The sequence below is a fragment of the Planotetraspora silvatica genome (assembly GCF_016863315.1).
Lineage (GTDB): Bacteria > Actinomycetota > Actinomycetes > Streptosporangiales > Streptosporangiaceae > Planotetraspora > Planotetraspora silvatica.
The window spans coordinates 32,285-50,398 of the sequence record NZ_BOOQ01000050.1; the positions used below are offsets into that span (position 1 = coordinate 32,285).

At 67.5% G+C, this 18,114-nt stretch carries 14 protein-coding genes; 10 read left to right on the top strand and 4 right to left on the bottom strand.

Annotated features, from left to right (window positions below; translation table 11 throughout):
• Position 1: 1 nt before the first annotated feature.
• Positions 2–1,219 (bottom strand): ABC transporter substrate-binding protein, encoded by a 1,218-nt coding sequence (locus tag Psi02_RS32950; protein WP_203979749.1) that lies wholly within the window; start codon positions 1,217–1,219, stop codon positions 2–4.
• A 411-nt stretch (positions 1,220–1,630) separates the two neighbouring features.
• On the opposite strand from Psi02_RS32950, the gene Psi02_RS32955 reads away from it, so the two are divergent.
• On the top strand, positions 1,631–2,536 hold the full coding sequence (locus Psi02_RS32955; RefSeq protein WP_203979750.1) for an SGNH/GDSL hydrolase family protein: 906 nt from the start codon (positions 1,631–1,633) through the stop codon (positions 2,534–2,536).
• Positions 2,537–2,764: 228 nt separating this feature from the next.
• Here the strand turns inward: Psi02_RS32955 and Psi02_RS32960 are convergent, their stop codons facing one another.
• Entirely contained in the window at positions 2,765–3,526 is a 762-nt protein-coding gene (locus tag Psi02_RS32960; RefSeq protein ID WP_203979751.1) for a TetR/AcrR family transcriptional regulator, read from the bottom strand.
• A 209-nt stretch (positions 3,527–3,735) separates the two neighbouring features.
• On the opposite strand from Psi02_RS32960, the gene Psi02_RS32965 reads away from it, so the two are divergent.
• From Psi02_RS32965 to Psi02_RS32990, 6 genes are read left to right on the top strand one after another with little or no spacing between them, the layout of a single operon-like run.
• Entirely contained in the window at positions 3,736–4,536 is an 801-nt protein-coding gene (locus tag Psi02_RS32965) for an enoyl-CoA hydratase/isomerase family protein (protein WP_203979752.1), read from the top strand.
• Positions 4,537–4,542: 6 nt separating this feature from the next.
• Positions 4,543–5,340 carry an SDR family oxidoreductase gene (locus Psi02_RS32970; RefSeq protein WP_203979753.1) on the top strand — a complete coding sequence of 266 codons (798 nt, stop codon included), beginning with the start codon at positions 4,543–4,545 and terminating at the stop codon, positions 5,338–5,340.
• A complete protein-coding gene (locus tag Psi02_RS32975; RefSeq protein ID WP_203979754.1) occupies positions 5,337–6,356 on the top strand; it encodes a phosphotransferase family protein in 1,020 nt (339 codons plus the stop codon). The genes Psi02_RS32970 and Psi02_RS32975 overlap by 4 nt, the downstream gene beginning before the upstream one ends.
• Before the next feature lie 9 nt (positions 6,357–6,365).
• Positions 6,366–7,592 carry an acyl-CoA dehydrogenase family protein gene (locus Psi02_RS32980; RefSeq protein WP_203979755.1) on the top strand — a complete coding sequence of 409 codons (1,227 nt, stop codon included), beginning with the start codon at positions 6,366–6,368 and terminating at the stop codon, positions 7,590–7,592.
• A complete protein-coding gene (locus Psi02_RS32985) occupies positions 7,589–8,371 on the top strand; it encodes an SDR family oxidoreductase (RefSeq protein WP_239095366.1) in 783 nt (260 codons plus the stop codon). Before Psi02_RS32980 ends, Psi02_RS32985 begins: the two co-directional genes overlap by 4 nt.
• Before the next feature lie 27 nt (positions 8,372–8,398).
• Positions 8,399–9,112: an SDR family NAD(P)-dependent oxidoreductase gene (locus tag Psi02_RS32990; protein ID WP_203979757.1), complete on the top strand. Its 714-nt coding sequence runs from the start codon at positions 8,399–8,401 to the stop codon at positions 9,110–9,112.
• Between the two features lie 105 nt (positions 9,113–9,217).
• Here the strand turns inward: Psi02_RS32990 and Psi02_RS32995 are convergent, their stop codons facing one another.
• Entirely contained in the window at positions 9,218–11,374 is a 2,157-nt protein-coding gene (locus Psi02_RS32995) for a calcium-binding protein (RefSeq protein ID WP_203979758.1), read from the bottom strand.
• A 404-nt stretch (positions 11,375–11,778) separates the two neighbouring features.
• Between Psi02_RS32995 and dnaE the strand changes: the two genes are divergently transcribed.
• On the top strand, positions 11,779–15,366 hold the full coding sequence (dnaE, locus tag Psi02_RS33000) for a DNA polymerase III subunit alpha (protein ID WP_203979759.1): 3,588 nt from the start codon (positions 11,779–11,781) through the stop codon (positions 15,364–15,366).
• A 494-nt stretch (positions 15,367–15,860) separates the two neighbouring features.
• Positions 15,861–15,995, top strand: coding sequence for a hypothetical protein (locus tag Psi02_RS40885; RefSeq protein ID WP_275415316.1), 135 nt, complete (start codon positions 15,861–15,863; stop codon positions 15,993–15,995).
• A gap of 369 nt (positions 15,996–16,364) precedes the next feature.
• Here the strand turns inward: Psi02_RS40885 and Psi02_RS33005 are convergent, their stop codons facing one another.
• Positions 16,365–17,165 (bottom strand): SDR family NAD(P)-dependent oxidoreductase, encoded by an 801-nt coding sequence (locus Psi02_RS33005; protein WP_203979760.1) that lies wholly within the window; start codon positions 17,163–17,165, stop codon positions 16,365–16,367.
• 89 nt (positions 17,166–17,254) lie between these two features.
• Here Psi02_RS33005 and Psi02_RS33010 point away from each other — a divergent pair, with 89 nt between their 5' ends.
• The gene (locus tag Psi02_RS33010) at positions 17,255–18,106 is read left to right on the top strand and encodes a helix-turn-helix transcriptional regulator (RefSeq protein WP_203979761.1); all 852 of its coding nucleotides are present in this window, start codon (positions 17,255–17,257) and stop codon (positions 18,104–18,106) included.
• Positions 18,107–18,114: the final 8 nt, after the last annotated feature.

The following is an 18,114-nucleotide window of genomic DNA, read 5'->3' on the forward strand; positions in this document are numbered from 1 at the left end:
GTCACTGCCTCTTGATGGGGTCGGTGACGGGGGTCTCCATCTCCTTGGCCGGGTAGGCCTTCACGAGCACCGGGGTCCACGAGCCGTCCGCACCCTGGGTGAGCCGCACGGCGAACTGCGGGGTCAGCTCGGCGTGATCGGCGGCGCGCATGGTGACCTCGCCCTGGGGGCTCGTCCACGTGTAGTCGTCCAGCGACGAGGCCATCTTCTTCACGTCGGTGCCGCCTGCCTGGACCGCATGGACGATCATCGCCGCCGCGTTCCAGCCCGTCGGGTCGTCGTACTCCATCTGGTGCTTGTGCTGCGCCGACCAGGAGATGAGGAACTTCTCCTGGTCGTTGCCCGAGAAGCCCGGGTAGTAGTACAGGCTGAACAGCGCGTTCTCCACGCCCTTCGGGCCGAGAGCCTGGCCGATCGCGGCGTAGGTCTCCCGCGTGATCAGGTAGCCGACGAACTGGCTGGTGTCGAAGACCCCCTGGGCGCGCAGCGCGGCGAAGAGCTGATCGGTGCCCGCGCCGACCCACGAACTGTAGATGTAGTCGGGGTTCTCGGCCTTGATCTGGGCCGCCACCGCGGTGAAGTTCGTCGTGGTCGTCGGCAGCAGGTGCTCGGTGGACTTGATGCCCAGCGGATCTATCTGGGCCTTCAGCGACGTGTAGGTGTCCTGCCCGTACGCGTAGTCCTGCCCGACGTAGGCGAGCCTTTTCGACGACAGATCGCCTTCGCCGAGCAGCTTCGGGAAGATCTTCGAGCCGTTCTTGTTCGCGTTGCCGAACACCAGCGGGCTCATGCCGGTGAGCTGATAGCTCGCCGAGCCTCCGGGCAGATAGATGACGTTGTTCTGCACCGCCTGCTGGGCGACCGGGATGGCGATCGAGGAATCCGTGATGCCGGTGAGGAACGTGGCCCCCGACGCGATCATGCTCTTGGCCTTGGCGATGCCCACCGCCGGCTTCCCCGTGTCGTCGGCGTAGGTGACTTCGATCTTGCGTCCGTTGACCGTGTTCGTGCCCTTGGTGAGGTAGTTGAGCCCGGCTTCGAGCCCGTTGCGGAAGTCGGCCGCCTGCACGGCGTACGTGCCGGTGATCGACGAGATGACGCCGACCTTGACGCTGTCGGAGCCTCCCTGTGCGGAACCCGAGGTCGAACATGCCGCCATGGCGAGCCCCAACGGGACCATGAGCAGCGCCGCGCGAAGACGTGCGCCGGTGACGCGCATAGACACTCCTGAGTTTCTGGTGACCAGCCGTCCAACTCCGCCGCGACGCGGTGCAGACGGAAATGCGGGGACAGACCGGGACTGTGAGGCGCGTCTCTGTCTATTTGACTATGAGGTCGGTGTCAAGTTACAAATCCTTAACGCAGGCAGCCCATCCTGCTGCGCATGCCGTATCACCTGTGCAGTCGGCATTTCCGCCGCTCATTACACATCCGCCCGGCTCGGGATACTTGACGCCGACCTCAATCTCAGCTTGAGTGTGACCCACGCAACACTCACGCCCTCATCCCCAGCTCAGCGAGCCCTTGGCGAGCCGATTCCGGCTGGGCCGGGCCCCTGCGGGCCACGCATTCGGCCATGCGCACACCGCGAATCCCGATCGTCACAAGCGAGACCGTTTGGGAGACGGCAATGAAGACAACGATCATCCCCCTCCACCCGCGGGCGAGCGCCTGGCGCCGCCTGGCGGCCGTCGTCTTCGGTGTGGCTCTGGGCGCCGCGCTGATCACGGCTCCCGCCGGGGCCGCGTCCACAAGCACGCCGAGCGCCCTGTACGTCGCGCTCGGCGACTCCTACACCTCGGGTTACGGCCTGCCGACACAACTGACCAGCCCGGCGATCATCGCGGGCTGCGGCCAGTCATCGAGCAACTACCCGAAACTCGTGGCGGCGCACTACGGCATCGCGGTCGACGATCGCAGCTGCGCCGGTGCCACCACGGCGGCGTTCACCAACTGGCAGGGCGCGAACCCGCCCCAGACCAGCGCCCTCGGCCCGAACACCGTGCTGGTCACCATCGGCATGGGCGGCAACGACGTCGGCTCCTCGACCATCACCACGTCGTGCCTGCAGGCCGGCGCGGCCAACCACAGCTGCCAGACACCCCAGCTGAACAACCTGATCAACACCAGCCTGGCCAATCTGGCCGCCCACCTCCCCGGCGACATCGCGCACATCAAGTCGCTCGCCCCCAACGCGACCATCGTCTACGTCAGCTATCTGACCGGCCTGCCCAGCCAGTCCACGTGGACCGCGACGGGATGCTCGTCCAACCTGCCGTACTACTCCGGCGACATCACCTGGTTGAACAACTTCGGCCAGCGACTCAACAACACCCTCAGGACGGCCGCGCAGTCTCAGGGCGCGATCTTCGTCGACGCGCTGAACATGAGCGCGGGCCACGATCCCTGCCGGCCCGTCGGAACCCGCTGGAACGAGGGAATCCATCCCGCCGCACCGGCGACCGCGACCTTCCACCCGAACCTCGCGGGCCACTCCGCGTACGCCTCGATGATCATCAGCGCTCTCGGCGGCTGACGTCCCGTCGGGTCCGGCCCACGGTCGGCGGCCGGACCCGGCTTTCTGTCCGTGCTTCTGCCCGTGCTTCAGTCCGTGCTTCAGTCCTGCCAGTCCGAACGCTTCTGTCCGACGCTCCTGTCCGACCTCGGCGATGCCGCACCGGCTGCAGGCCGGCGCAGCATCTCGGCCTCTCGGCCCAGGCCGGCCTCCCGGGTGCGACTCTTTTCGTGGCGCGAGATCCCCGGTTCAGCCGGGGGTGCGCTTGGAGCGGCCGCTTCGCGGCGTACCCCGGGCGGGCTTCGCCGCAGGTCCCGCGGCGGACTCCTCCGCCTCTTCGCCGGTCTTGATCTTCAATGCGTTCACCCAGAGTCGCGTGAGCATCGAGACGAGCTCCTCGAACGGGATGTCGTCACCGAGGACGTAGGTGCCGTAGGCCATCCGGCCCACCATCGCGTCGACGGCCTTGGCCGCGAGCAGCGGGTCGAGATCGGGGTCGGCCAGGCCGCGTTCCTGCAGTTCCCTGATGCTGCGGGCGTTGCGCCGAGCGAAGGCCTCTCCGCGTTTGCGGCGCAGCTCGCGCAGGTTCTCGTCGCACGTGGCCGCCTGCTCAAGCGCGCGCATGAGCCGGGCGTTGCGGCGATACCACGTCAGGTAGGCGCGGTTCCCTGCCTCGATCTCCGCGATCGGGCCGCTGCCGTGGGTCGCCGCGCGGACGTGCGGGTGCAGCGCGGAGTCCTGGACCTGCTCGAGGACCGCCGCGAAGATCTCCTCCTTGCTGGTGAAGTACACGTAGAAGGAGCCGACCGAGACGTTGGCCTCGCTGCTGATGTCACTCAGACGGGCGTCGAGGTACCCGTCGTGCTCGAAGACGCGACGGGCCGCCGCTATGAGCCGCTCTCGTGTCCGCTGACCCCGTGCGGTGGCGGGCAGCGTTCGCTGCCCCGCGATGTCGGGCTCGGCGACTTCGGGCGGGGAATCTGTTGAGGTTGCACGGGATCGCGAAGGCATGTCATCGACAGCCTAGCTGAGGATCGCGTCAGTGCGAACAAGGCCGCTCCACAAGCCACGAACCACGCTTTACCAGCTCGGCGTGGTTCCGGATGGCCGGAAATCGAGCCACAGGCAAAGTTGACGTTGACCTCAATTTCAGATAGAACCACGGGGTCGGCGCCCGATCCAGCGGCGGTCTCGACCCACAGTGAAAGGTTGGTGGTGACGTGCCGTACACGGAGATCGATCGGCAGCGCGACGACATGGGTGTCGTGACGATCACGATGAACCGCCCGCACAAGCTCAACGCGTACACCACGACGATGTGCGAAGAGTTGTCCGCCGCCATCGACGACTTCGCCCGCACCGACGCCGACCGCGTCCTGGTCCTGACCGGCGCCGGGCGCGGGTTCTGCTCAGGCGGCGACCTCTCCGGTCACTTCGAGGCGCTGAAGGCCACGACACGTCAGCTCGGGCACGCCGCCGTGATGCGGGAGGGAATGCACCCGGTCTCCCGCCGTCTGTTCGCCCTGGACAAGCCCACGATCGCGATGGTCAACGGCCCGGCCATCGCCGGCGGCCTCACTCTCGCGCTGCTGTGCGACATCCGCGTCGCCGCCGACACCGCCGTCCTCGGCGACACCAGCGGCGCGGCCGGAGCGCTCCCGGACGAGGGAGGCGCGTGGCTGTTCCCCCGCGCCATGGGCTACGACCAGGCGTTCAAGATGGTCGCCCTCAGCGAGAAGTACGACGCCGCCACGGCTCTGCGCCTCGGCCTGGTCACCGAGGTCGTCCCCGCCGCCGAGTTGCGTGAGCACACGATGGGCCTCGCGCGCGACCTCGCGTCGCGGGCCGCCGTCACCCTCCGCATCGCCAAACGGATCATGCGGCGAGGCCTCGAGTCCACGTTCGAGGCGTCGCTCGGCGACGCCGAGATGGCGGTCGTGATGAACAACGACACCGAGGACGCACGCGAAGGCGTCGCCGCCTTCCTCGAGCGCCGCAAGCCCACCTTCGAAGGCGCGTGAAACGGCATGACCGAAACCCCCCGCACGGTTCCCGGCCGTTCGGCCCCGCTGGCCGGCCGTACCGCGCTGGTCACCGGCGGATCCCGCGGCATCGGCCTGGGCATCTCCCGCCTGTTCGCCGAACTCGGGGCCAACGTGCTCATCGTCTCCCGCCGCGAACCCTCCCTCCTCGAGGCGGTCCGCTCCATCACGGAGACCGGTGTGGACCCCGGCGCCGTGCTCCATCGCGTCGGCAAGGCGGACTCGGAGGACGACGCGCACGCGAGCGTGGCGCTCGCGGTCGAACGGTTCGGCGGCCTCGACATCCTGGTCAACAACGCCGCGACGAACCCCTATTTCGGTCCCCTCGTCGGGATCAGCCGCAGCCAGGCCGACAAGACCGTCGCGGTCAACCTCTGGGGACCGCTCATGTGGGTCCAGGCCGCCTGGGAGCAGCACATGCGCGAGCACGGCGGCGCGGTGCTCAACATCTCCTCCACCAGCGGGATCGACGTGGACGTCGACCTCGGCTGGTACGGCGTCACCAAGGCCGGGCTGATCCACCTCACCAGGCTTCTCGCGATGGAACTGGCTCCGGCGGTCCGCGTCAACGCCATCTGCCCTGGCCTGGTCAAGACCGACATGTCCCGCGCGTTGTGGGAGAACGGCGAAGACGGGGTCGCCGCGACGATGCCGCTGGCCCGGCTCGGAAGTCCCCGGGACATCGCCGAGGCCGCGGCCTACCTCTGCTCTGACGCCGCCTCCTGGGTGACCGGGCAGACGCTGGCGGTCGACGGCGGTTATCTCGTACGGCCGTCGGCATGACCGAGCTCCCGGGTCTCGACCTCAGGAGGTTGGAGGTCTGGCTGGACCGGAATCGGCCGGGCCTGCGCCAGGGCGAGCTCAGCGGGCGGCTGCTGACCGGCGGGAAGTCCAACCTCACCTACCGGCTCACCGACGGCGTCCACGCATGGGCGCTGCGCCGCCCGCCGCTCGGCCACGTTCTGCCGACCGCCCACGACATGGCCCGGGAATTCCGCGTGATCAGCGCCCTGCGCGGGACGGGCATCCCGGTCGCCGGCGCCGTCGTGCTCGGTGAGGACCCCGAGGTCGCGACAGCGCCGTTCTACCTGATGGACTTCGTCGACGGCCGCGTCCTGAGCTCCGCCGACGACACCCTCGCGCTGTCCCCGCAGGAAGCCGTCAGGACCGGTGAGCTGCTGGTCGACACCCTCGCCGCCCTTCACGTGCTCGACCCCGAGTCGGTCGGCCTGGCGGATTTCGGTCGCCCGGCAGGGTTCCTCGAACGGCAACTGAAGCGCTGGCACCAGCAGTGGCGCTCTTCCGAGACGCGCCCGCTCGACCTGCTTCAGGCCACAGTGGACAGGCTCTCCACGGCGGTCCCCGACGGAGCGCGACCGGCGATCGTGCACGGCGACTTCCGGTTGGCGAACACGATCTTCACGTCGGCCCTCGACCGGATCGCCGCCGTCATCGACTGGGAGATGGCCACGGTCGGCGATCCGCTCACGGACCTGGGCGTGCTCATGGTCTACCAATCGCTCGCCGCGGACGGCGATTTCGGCCTCGCCCCGCTGCGGCCCGTTGCAGGCCACCTCACCGCCGCTCAAATGGCCGAACGCTACCGGACACGGTCGTCCCGTGACCTCGGGCGGCTGAACTGGTACATCGGGTTCGGTTTCTTCAAGTTGGCAGTCATCTCCGAGACCATCCGCCATCGCCATCTCGCCGGCAAGACGGTGGGAGCGGGCTTCGATCGCCCCGGCGACGACGTCCCCGCGATGCTCGAGGCGGCCCTGCAAGCCCTCTCCGACGATTAGGGAGACATCATGGACTTCGCGCACAGTGAGCGATCTCTTCAACTGCAGGAGGACCTGCGGCGATTTCTCGACGAACACGTTTACCCCGCCGAGCCGGTCTACGAGGAGCAGGCGGCCGCCAACCGCGCGGCCGGCACCACCTTCCGCACTCCCGCCGTGCTCGCCGGACTCAAGGTGGAAGCGCGCAAACGCGGGCTGTGGAACCTGTTCCTGCCCGACGAGCGGCACGGCGCCGGGTTGAGCGTCCTCGACTACGCACCCGTCGCCGAACTCAGCGGCCGGTCGCACCTGATCGCGCCCGAGGTCATGAACTGCGCGGCACCCGACACCGGCAACATGGAACTGCTCGCCATGTTCGCCACCGAGGCTCAGTCCGCGCAGTGGCTGACCCCACTACTCGAGGGCGAGATCCGCTCCTGCTTCTCGATGACAGAACCGGCCGTGGCCTCCTCCGACGCCGCCAACATCGCCACCACCATCACGCTCGACGGCGACGAATACGTCGTCAACGGCCGCAAGTGGTGGTCGACCGGAGCGCTTCGCGAGGAGTGCAAGGTCGCCATCGTGATGGGCGTCAGCGACCCGGACGCCGCCAAGTACTCGCGCCACTCGATGATCCTGGTGCCCCTGGACACCCCCGGGGTCACAGTCGAGCGCTCCACCAGCGTCTTCGGCTACGACGACGGCCCCCACGGCGGGCACGGCATCATCGACTACGACAACGTCCGGGTGCCGCGCGAGAACCTGCTCGGTCCCCAGGGCGGCGGCTTCATGATGGCGCAGGCCCGCCTCGGACCCGGCCGGATCCACCACTGCATGAGGTCCCTCGGAATGGCGGAGCGAGCGCTCGAACTGATGTGTGACCGCGCCGCCTCACGGACGGCCTTCGGCCGGCCGATCGCCTCTCATGGCGTCGTCCAGGAGTGGATCGCCGAGTCACGGCTGGCCATCGACCAAGCCCGGCTGATGGTTCTCAAGGCCGCGTGGCTCATCGACACCGTCGGCGCCGGCGAGGCCCGCACCGAGATCTCAGCGATCAAGGTGGCCGCGCCTCGCGCGGCGAGCTACGTGCTCGACCGCGCCATCCAGGTGCACGGCGGCGCGGGCGTCTCCGCGGAGACCCCGCTCGCCGGAGCATGGGCCCAGCTCAGGACACTGCATCTGGCCGACGGGCCGGACGAGGTGCACCTCAGGTCGATCGCCCGTCAGGAACTGCGCCGAAGGGGCGCCGCGTGACCCCGGCGGGTGCGATCATCGTCGTCACCGGCGGCGGCAGCGGCATCGGCGCCGCCCTCGCGGCCCGCTTCGCCGCCGAGGGCGCCGAAGCGGTGATCGTCGCCGACATCGACGCCGGAGCCGCCCGGTCGGTCGCCGGACGGATCGGGGCCCTCCCCGAACCCCTCGACGTCGCCGACCCCGCCGCCGTGACAGACCTGGTCGAGCGGACGGTGACGCGGTTCGGACGCGTCGACCTGTTCTGCGCCAACGCCGGAATCTCCACCGAGGTCGGCCTCGACGCACCCGACGAGACGTGGAGACGGGCATTCGACGTCAACGTCATGGCCCACGTGTACGCGGCACGAGCCGTCGTGCCGCACATGCTCGCTCGTGGCCGCGGCCACTTCCTGGCCACGGCCTCGGCGGCCGGGCTGCTCACGGCTCCCGCCGACGCGCCCTACTCGGTGACCAAGCACGCCGCCGTCGGATTCGCCGAGTGGCTCGCGATCGCCTACGGCGACCGTGGCATCGACGTCAGCGTGCTGTGCCCGATGGGCGTGGCCACCCCCATGCTGATGAGACCTCTGGAGGCGGGCGTCGCCTCCGCCAGGGCCGTTGCGGCGTCCGGGGAGATTCTCAGCCCGGAGTCCGTCGCCGATGCCGTGATCAAGGGTCTCGCCGCCGGCGACTTCCTCATCCTCCCGCACCCGGAGGTCGGCACGTTCTGGGCGAAGAAGGCCGCACGCCCGGACCGCTGGCTGACGGCCATGCGCGGGCTCGGCGGCGAGCCCTCCTGACGAATCGGACATCAAGGAGCACACATCATGGGCAAACTCGATGGCAGGGTCGCCGTCGTCACCGGAGGTTCTTCCGGCATCGGCGCGGGCGCCGCCCGCCACCTGCGAGACGAGGGAGCCCAGGTGTGCATCACCGACGTCAACGCCCCTGACGACGGTGGCGGCCTGATGTTCCTCGATCACGACGTGTCCTCGGCTGACGCGTGGCGGCGGGTGCACGACCGGGTCGTGGCCGAGTTCGGCAGAGTAGACGTCCTGGTGAACAACGCGGGGATCTTCCTGCCCGGCATGATCGCCGACATCTCGCTAGAGGTGTGGAATCGGACCCTCGCCGTCAACCAGACCGGAATCCTGCTCGGTATGCAGACGTTCGCGGACGTTCTGGAGGAGTCCGGCCGCGGTTCCATCGTCAACATGTCGTCGTACGCGGGAATGCAAGGGCATGGAACCTCCGTCGGCTACCAGGCGGCGAAGTGGGCCGTCCGCGGCATGACCCGCTTCGCCGCACGTGAGTTCGCCCCTCGCGGGATCCGCGTCAACGCCGTCGTGCCGGGATTCGTCGACACGCCCATGATGGCGGCCGGAGGGAAAGAGCTTCGGGACACCGTCGTGCGCCGCACTCCGCTCGGCCGCCTGGGCGACGTCACCGACATCGCGTATGCGATCAGCTATCTGTCCGGTGACGAGAGCGCCTTCGTCACCGGAACCGAGATCGTCGTGGACGGCGGGATGCTCGCGTAGGGGCTCGATCGACCGCGGTCATGCGGCTCATCCGGTTTCCCCGGACGGCAAATGGCCGACGAGCCCGCGGGCAGGTTGCCTGCGGGCTCGTCCCACGTCAGGGGATCAGGAGATGTTCGAGGTGCTTGCGCAGTCGGCGAAGGTGTTGGTTCCAGTGCCGCCTGCACAGGAGTCCGACGGGCCGAAGCCGCCGTTGAGGTAGTCGTTCCCGGCCATCCCGACAAGGGTGTCCTTGCCGTCGCCCCCCCACAGTTCGTCGTTTCCGTCCATGGCGAGAAGCAGGTCGTCACCGGCCATGCTGACCAGTTTCTCGCCGTTTTCACGGCCGCTCAGCGTGTCGTCGTAGGCCGTGCCGTAGATCCATTCGAAGTCGTTGAAGACTCGATCACCCTCGCCCGGCATGCCGTTCGGGGTCACCCGGCTGAGGCTCACATCGACCCCGGCGGTCGCGTCAAGGTACAGCAGCGCATCGGTGCCGACGCCCCCGTTCATGCTGTCGGCACCCACGCTCCCCAGGACCACGTCGTTGCCCTCGTTGCCCTCGATCCGATCATCACCCGCGCCGCCGTAGAGGGCGTCGTCGCCGGGACCACCGTCGATGACGTCGTCACCACCCAGCCCGCAGATCACGTCGTTCCCGCCGGCGCCGTAAACGGTGTCCGGCCCAGGAGACCCGTACAGGACGTCGTCGAACGGCGAACCGTAGAGCGGCTCGGAACCGGAACTGGAGCCGGTGACGAAATCACCCGCACAGTCCTGCGCCTGGTCACGCAGAACGACGCCCCAGCGGTTCGCTTCGGTCTCACCGTTCGTCAGCAGGTAACGGCCATCGCGGGACAGCACCGAGCCTGTGACGGGCGCCGTAACCGATGACGCCCGGCCGTCCATACCGGTCAGCACGCGACGCGCACCTGTCGCCAGGTTCCAGAAGACCAGAACCGGACTGGGGCTGCCGCCCCATTGCGAGTAGAGCACGTAGCGGCCGTTCGCGCTGATGGTGGCACCGGTGGCGGCGCCGGTGTCGGGTAAGCCCGCGCCGGCTCCCCGGGTGACCGTCCCGCTCACCAGATCCAGAACGTAGACATCCGGGAAGGTGTCGGTGTCCTCGGGGATCAGGGCATCCTGGGTGACGAGCGTCATCTTGCCGCTGTTGCTGATGCCGCCGATCGGGTTCTGTTCCCAGCCGAACAGGCTGGCCACTCGGGTATACGTTCCGGTCACCTGATCGTGGACCGACACCCAACTCTTCGAACCGTCCAGCCAGGTGAACACGATGAACCGGCCCCCGGGGCTGACCGCCGAGCCGTAGGCGACCGACGGGGCGCCGTTCACGGGGGCAAGAGGATCTTTCAGCAACCGGGTGACCCCCGTCACCAGATCGCGTACGTACCAGTTCAGGGTCCCCGCTCCCGGAACCTGAGGGAGCCGCGACTTGAATACGACCGTGCGCCCCCCGTCGAAGGACAATTCGCCTATCCAGCTTTGCTTCTGGCCGTCCGGCACATCCAGCCGGGTTTCAACGCCCGTGGTCAGGTCCCTCACGTACAGCTGGGAGCAACTGCCGCCGCATTCGGTGAGGTAGACCGCCCTGCTGCCATCTTCGTTCAGGTAAGCGCGGCTTGTGGGGAGGGAGATGGACTGCCCGGTTCTCCGGTTCAGAACGACGCTGTGCGTCTCATTCGGTTGGTAGGACGTGGAAGCGTAAACGATCGTGTTGCCATCGGCGCTGATGGCGGATGCGACGAAGTCGCCTGTGTACGGCGCGGAGTCGCCGTAGGTCCCGGAAAAACCTGCCACCGTCGCCGCCGGAAGCGGCGGACTCGGCACAGTCGCCGTGCTGAAACCGCCGGCGGCGTCCGCATGGGCCGGGGACAGCGGGGACACCAATGTGGTGGACAGTGCGGCGGCCAGGACGACCAGCGGCAGTAAGGCCCTGCCCTTATGGACGAAGACACGCCTCATATGAACTCCTCGTACGTGATTGGACGTCGGAAACGGGCGGATGGATTCTCCCGCGGGCTCTCTCCATGGCCGGGCCGTGCATTCGTTGCACCGGGCACCCTGTCGGCCTGGCGACGGTCCGGTCATTTGTGCGGCCCGACGTGACAGGGCACTGGTATGTCCAAGGGACGCGCACGAACGCGAATTGACAGGCCCAAGCGTGTGCGGATCACATTGCCGAGTAACGAACCCGGTATGAATGCGAGGCCACGGATGAGCCATATCAAAGCCCAAACCTGAATCCTTCGTGAATTCGGCCATATGGGCGCTTGACCAACGCGCAGTTTCTAAATTTCATCCGAAAAATCTATGCGTGGCCATTCTGGAAGTTCGACGACGACGTCGGGCTGTCAGGGTCCCGGCTCCGCCGACAATGGCGACGGTCGCGCCCGCCGGCTCCGGATGTCAGCGCAGCTCGGCCGACACATGCGTCGATCGGGACATCGGCAACGCGCTGATCGTGCGCCGAGCCGTTCACACCGGGACAGACCCTGACCCTGGTGCCCTCCATCACCTGACCGGCGCCTCCAGCACCGGGCTCGCAGCCACCCGGTTGCGGGGGCCGGTCATGTTCGGCGAATGTGGTCGAGCACGACCGGCCACAGCGGCTCGATCGGTAGAGTTGGGTCGCCTCATGCGCCCCACCCGAAAGGCCAAGATCACCCGTGGCTGATTCGTTCGTACATCTGCATGTTCACACTGAGTACTCGATGCTGGATGGCGCGGCGAAGATCGGCAAATTGGCTACGCGAGCAGCTGAACTGGGGATGCCGGCGATCGCGATGAGCGACCACGGCAACCTGTTCGGCGCCTACGAGTTCCAGCAGAAGATGACCGCTGCCGGGGTGAAGCCGATCATCGGGATCGAAGGCTACGTCAGCCCCGAATCCCGCTTCTACAAGCACGCGGTGTTCTGGGGGGAACCCCATCAGCGCAAGTCCGACGAGCGGACCGGGCTGGGCGGCGACGTGTCGGCCAGCGGCACCTACCTGCACAAGACGATGTGGGCGGTCAACGCCCAAGGGCTGCGCAACCTGTTCCGGATCTCTTCGCTGGCCTCGCTCGAGGGCCACATGAAGAAGTATCCGCGCATGGACGACGAACTTTTCGAGCAGTACCACGAAGGGATCGTCGCCACCACCGGCTGCCCCTCCGGTGCGGTCCAGACAAGGCTCCGGCTCGGCCAGTACGACAAGGCTCTGGAGCATGCCGCCAAGTACCAGGAGATCTTCGGGCGCGACAATTACTTCCTGGAGATCATGGATCACGGCGGGATCCCGATCGAGACGGGGGTCCGCAGCGACCTTCTGCGCATCGGTGAGACGCTGGGCATACCGCCATTGGTCACCAACGACTCCCACTACGTCACCGAAGACCAGTCCACCGCCCACGACGCGTTGCTCTGCGTCGGCACCAACTCCCAGATCAACGACCCGAGCCGGTTCCGGTTCTCCGGCAACGGCTACTACGTGCGCTCCGCCGAGGAGATGTGGGCGCTCGACCCGAACTCCGAAACGTGGGCACAGGGCTGCAAGAACACCCTGCTGATCGCTGAGCGTGTCGAGTCCTACGACGAGGTGTTCGCCCACCGTGACCTCGCCGCCAAGTTCCCGGTCCCCGAAGGGGAGACCGAGATGAGCTGGCTTCGCAAGGAGGCACAGCGTGGCGCGGTCCGCCGTTACGGCGACCCGGTGCCGGCGGAAGTGCTGGAACGGATCGAGTACGAGCTCGGCGTCATCGAGAACATGGGGTTCCCCGGCTACTTCCTCGTCGTCGCCGACATCTGCAAATACGCGCGCGACAACGGAATCTGGATCGGCCCGGGCCGAGGATCGGCCACGGGCTCCATGGTGGCCTACGTCACCGGCATCACCGAACTCGACCCCATCGAGCATTCCCTGCTGTTCGAGCGGTTCCTGAATCCCGAGCGCATCTCCATGCCCGACGTCGACCTCGACTTCGACGAGCGTCGTCGCGGCGACATGATCCGCTACGTCACCGAACGGTACGGCGAGGACAACGTCTCGCTGATCATCACCTACATGACGATCAAGTCGAAGGCGGCGGTCAAGGACGCCGCTCGCGTCCTCGGCTACCCCTTCATGGTCGGCGAAAAGATCACCAAGGCGTTCCCTCCCGCCGTCATGGGCAAGGAGATCCCGCTCACCGGCATCTTCGACGACAAACACCCTCGCTACCCCGAGGCGACCGAGCTCCGGAAGCTGTACGAGGACGACCAGGACGTCAAGCAGGTCATCGACACCGCTCTCGGCCTGGAAGGACTGACCCGCGGCACCGGCGTGCACGCCGCGGGCGTCATCTTGTCCTCCCAGCCTCTGATCGACGTGATGCCGATCTTCATGCGGGCCGACGACGGCGCCCGCATCACCGGCTTCGACGGGCCCAGCAGCGAGAACATGGGCGCGCTGAAGATGGACTTCCTCGGCCTGCGCAACCTGACCGTCATCGGCGACGCCGTCCACAACGTGAAGGCCAACCGCGGCATCGACCTGGACATGCTCTCCCTGTCGCTGGACGACAAGAACACCTACGAGTTGCTGGCACGCGGTGACACGCTCGGGGTGTTTCAGCTCGACAGCTCGATGATGCGCGACCTCACCAAGCTGATCGCCCCAGCCCGGTTCGAGGACATCTCATCGGTCCTGGCGCTGGGCCGCCCCGGTCCCATGGGAGCCAACGCCCACACCAACTACGCGCTTCGCAAGGCCGGGCAACAGGAGATCAAGCCGATCCACCCCTCGCTCACGGAGGCACTCGAGCCGATCCTCGGCACGACCTACCACCTGGTGGTCTACCAAGAGCAGGTCATGGCCATCGCCCAGCAACTGGCCGGGTACACCCTCGGCGGCGCCGACATCCTGCGCAGAGCGATGGGCAAGAAGAAGAAGGAGGAGATGGACAAGCAATGGGCCACCTTCTCCTCCGGAATGGTCGGCAAGGGATACACCGAAGAAGCCGCCAAAGCCGTCTGGGACGTCCTGGAACCGTTCAGCTCCTACGGATTCAACAAGTCCCACACCGCCGGTTACGGGCTCGTCTCCTACTGGACCGCCTACCTCAAGGCCAACTACCAGGCCGAGTACATGGCCGCCCTGCTCACCTCGGTCGGCACCAACAAGGATCGGATGGCGCTCTACCTCGCTGAATGCCGTCGCATGAAACTGAAAGTCCTGCCGCCGGACGTCAACGAATCCGGCCTGCGTTTCAGCGCTGTCGGTGAGGACGTGCGGTTCGGGCTCGGCGCCGTCCAGAACGTCGGCGAGAACGCCATCAACGGCATCATCTCCGCCCGAACCGCAAAGGGCGCCTTCACCGATTTCAATGATTTCCTGACGAAGGTCCCCCAGGTCGTCTGCAACAAACGCACCATCGAATCGCTGATCAAAGCCGGTGCGTTCGACGAACTCGGCCACTCCCGAATGGGTCTGGTTCAGATCCATGACCAGGCGGTGGACTCGGTCATCGACGTCAAACGGAAAGAGGCCCTCGGCCAGGACTCGCTGTTCGGCGCCTTCGATGACGACGGCGGTGAAAACGGCAGCGTCTTTCACGTCATGATTCCCGATGGCGAGTGGGACAAGAAGACCAAGCTGGCCTTCGAGCGGGAGATGCTCGGCCTCTACGTATCCGATCACCCGCTCAATGGAGCGGAACGCGTTCTGGAGCGCAATCGCGATCTGACCATCGCCCAGATCCTCGACGGTCAGGCGGGCTTCGGCAACGTGCGCATCGCCGGCATCATTTCCGGCGTCGACAAGAAGGTCACCAAGAAGGGCGACGTGTGGGCGATCCTCAAGATCGAAGACCACGACGCGTCCATCGAGGTGCCCTGCTTCCCCCAGACCTACCAGTTGTACGGGACCAACCTCGCGCCCGACCTGGTCGTCTCCGTTACGGGCCGGATCCGCTCACGCGGCGACGGTGAGGAGGCGACGGTGTCGTTCAACGCCATGGACATCTCGTTCCTGGACATCTCCGGAATCCAGGCGGACGGGCGTGAACCTGTGGTCATCGCTCTTCGCGAGGAACGCGTGACCGAAGATCTTGTCAGTGAACTCAAAAGGATCTTGACGGTACATCCCGGTGATACGCCGGTCCGTATCCGTGTGGAACGCCTCAACCGCAGGATCAGCCTCGTCGAACTCCCCGACTATGCGGTCAACATCAGCAACGGAGCATTCGCGGGGGACATCAAAGTCCTTCTCGGCGCAGGCGCGCTGGTCGGACCATGACAGGGCGATACGACCTCGCACTCAAAGGCGCGGAGCCGAACTGTCACGCAGGATGAGGCACACCGGGCGGTGACCGGCTGGTCGAGCCGGTACGTCTCCGACGTCGCCGTTCAGGTGACAGCTCGCTTCGCGGCCGTCCATGTGTTGCACGCACCCGGCTCGCCGGAACGGTAACCCTTCTCCAACCAACGCAACTGGGTGGACAACTTGCCATGGATCGTGACCCATGCCGATCCGAGTACACGGCCCACGTACAGCGACCGATACCGCTGCCACGACGGCGTATCGCTCCGCATGCCGCTGATGGCCACTCCGGCGAAGCACGAGGCCTGGAGTGCCGCCTGCCTGCTCACAAGGTCCTTGTCCCGCTGCGTGGCGAATTGGTGGCGCCGCAGTAATAGCCGTCGGCACCTCTCGGAGGCACCGCCCCACACTCGGGATCATTCATCTGGCGCTGGATGAACTTCCGTTCGGGTGGCGTATAGGCGATTCTCGTGGCTTTGAATTCGCGGCTCCAGAGGTCGTCCAGGCAGGTGGAGACCGACGCCATGTACTTCTGCATCGCCGGCCGACTGCCCGGTGTGATCGCCGGGAGCCTGCAGTCGGCCTTGGCCCGCGGGGCCGCGTAGAGCGGGCTCTTGGTCGCGGCGGGGGGACCTGTGAGCAGCGTGACGAGGTCCGGTTCCGCTGCGGCCTCCGGCGACGGCGATGAGGTCGCTGTCGACGCGGAAGGCCGCGAGGCGGAGTGGGACGCACGGTCGGCGGGTCCCGACGCGGTGCTGGGAGAGCAGGCCGTCAGCAGGGCACAGCTCACGAGTACAAGCGGGGAGAGGCGGAGCATATGGCGCAATTTACTGTGTACGCACTCAAACCAGTGCGATCAGGACCTCGCGTGATCAACGGGATGATCCATCGCACTCACCACGCCCCACGGCGCCGGCCCCCGCTCAACCATGCGCTCCGCCTTCCCGTCGCCATGCCGCGGCGGCATCCCCGGCTCAGGCCCTCGCGCCGCCGTCGACTCGCAGGACGGTACCGGTCACGTAGGAGGAGCGGTCACTGAGGAGCCAGGCGGCGGCCTGGGCGATTTCGTCGGGGTCGGCCGCGCGGCGCAGCGGGGTGTGCTCATTGAGCCGCTCGACGAGACCGGGCGAATCCGCCTCCCACGCACGGATCATCTCGGTCAGCGTGGTGCCGGGGGCGATCGCGTTGACGCGGATGCCTTCCGGGCCGTAGGTGATGGCAGCCGACTCGGTGAGGCTGTTGACCGCCCGCTTCATCGCACCGTAGGCGGGCAGCTCGGGATTGCCCATCAGGCTGCCGACGCTGGAGTTGTTGACGATGGCCCCCGTGCCGACGGTGGCCCGGATGGCGGCGACCTCGGCGACCATGGCCAGCCACGGGCCCCGGAGGTTCACGGCGTAGACGTGGTCGAAGTCGGCCTCCCGCACCTGGTCCATCGGGCCGGGCGGCACGATCGTCGCGCCGTTGTTGAAGGCGACGTCGAGCCGGCCGTACAGGTCCACGGCCCGGTCGACGGCGGCGCGCACGCTGGTCGCGTCGGCGAGATCGCACACTGCGTAGTCCGCGATGCCGCCCGCTGCCCGGACCTCTGCAGTGACCGCCTTCAGCTGGGCCTCCGTGCGGGCCGCGAGCAGCACCCGGGCGCCCTCCCGGGCGAACAGCCGGGCCGCGGCGGCGCCGATGCCGCGCCCGGCACCGGTGACGAAGGCGACCTTGCCGGCCAGCAGGCCCAGGGCGGCGGGGGTGGATGTTTCGGTGGTGGGTGTGTTGTCCATGGCAGCGAGCCTGCCGACAGTCCGCGGAGCGGATCCAGGCACCGGTGGTACCTGGATCGGCTCGGCGGCCACCTGCGCATACTGGGGGTGTGGACAGACGAGAATTGGCGGCCTTCCTGCGCAGCAGGCGCGAGCGGATCACCCCCGCCGACGTGGGGCTGCCTTCCGGTCCGCGCCGCCGCACCCCGGGGCTGCGCCGCGAGGAGGCGGCGCAGCTGGCGTTCATCTCGACCGAGTACTACACGCGGCTGGAGCAGGCCCGCGGCCCGCGCCCGTCGCGGGAGGTGCTGGCCGGGCTGGCCCGGGCCCTGCGCCTGTCGGACGCCGAGCGCGACCACCTCCACCACCTCGCCGGAGCACCGCCGGGTCCCCCGCCCGGGCCCTCGCGCGAGGTACGGCAGAGCATCCTTGACCTGCTGTACCGGTTGCCGCAGGCCGCCGCGATCGTGACGTCCGCGACGCACGAGGTGATCGCCTGGAATGATCTGGCGGCCGCCCTCATGGAGGACTTCTCCGCCCTGTCGCGGCGCGACCGCAATCTTGTGCGCCGTGTCTTCCTCGGCCCGCACCCGCAGGGGCGGCGGTTGTACGGGGTGTCGGACGCGGACGGTTTCGCCCGCAGCGCGGCCCAGGACCTACACGCCGCCGCCGCCCGTTACCCCGACGATCCCGAGGTGGCCGAGCTGGTGAGTGAACTCCTCGCCGGCAGCGAGGAGTTCGCCCGCCTGTGGGCCTCCCACGACGTGAGCGCCGAACTCACCCTGTGCAAGACCTTCCAGCATCCCCTGGTCGGCCCGGTCACCGTCAACTGCGACGTCCTCGACATCACCGACCGGGACCAGCGGGTCGTGATCTACACCGCCGCGCCCGGCTCACCGTCCGAGGAGGCGCTGCGGCTGCTGTCGGTCGTCGGCACGCAGCGCATGGACGTGCCCGGCTGAGCGACAGG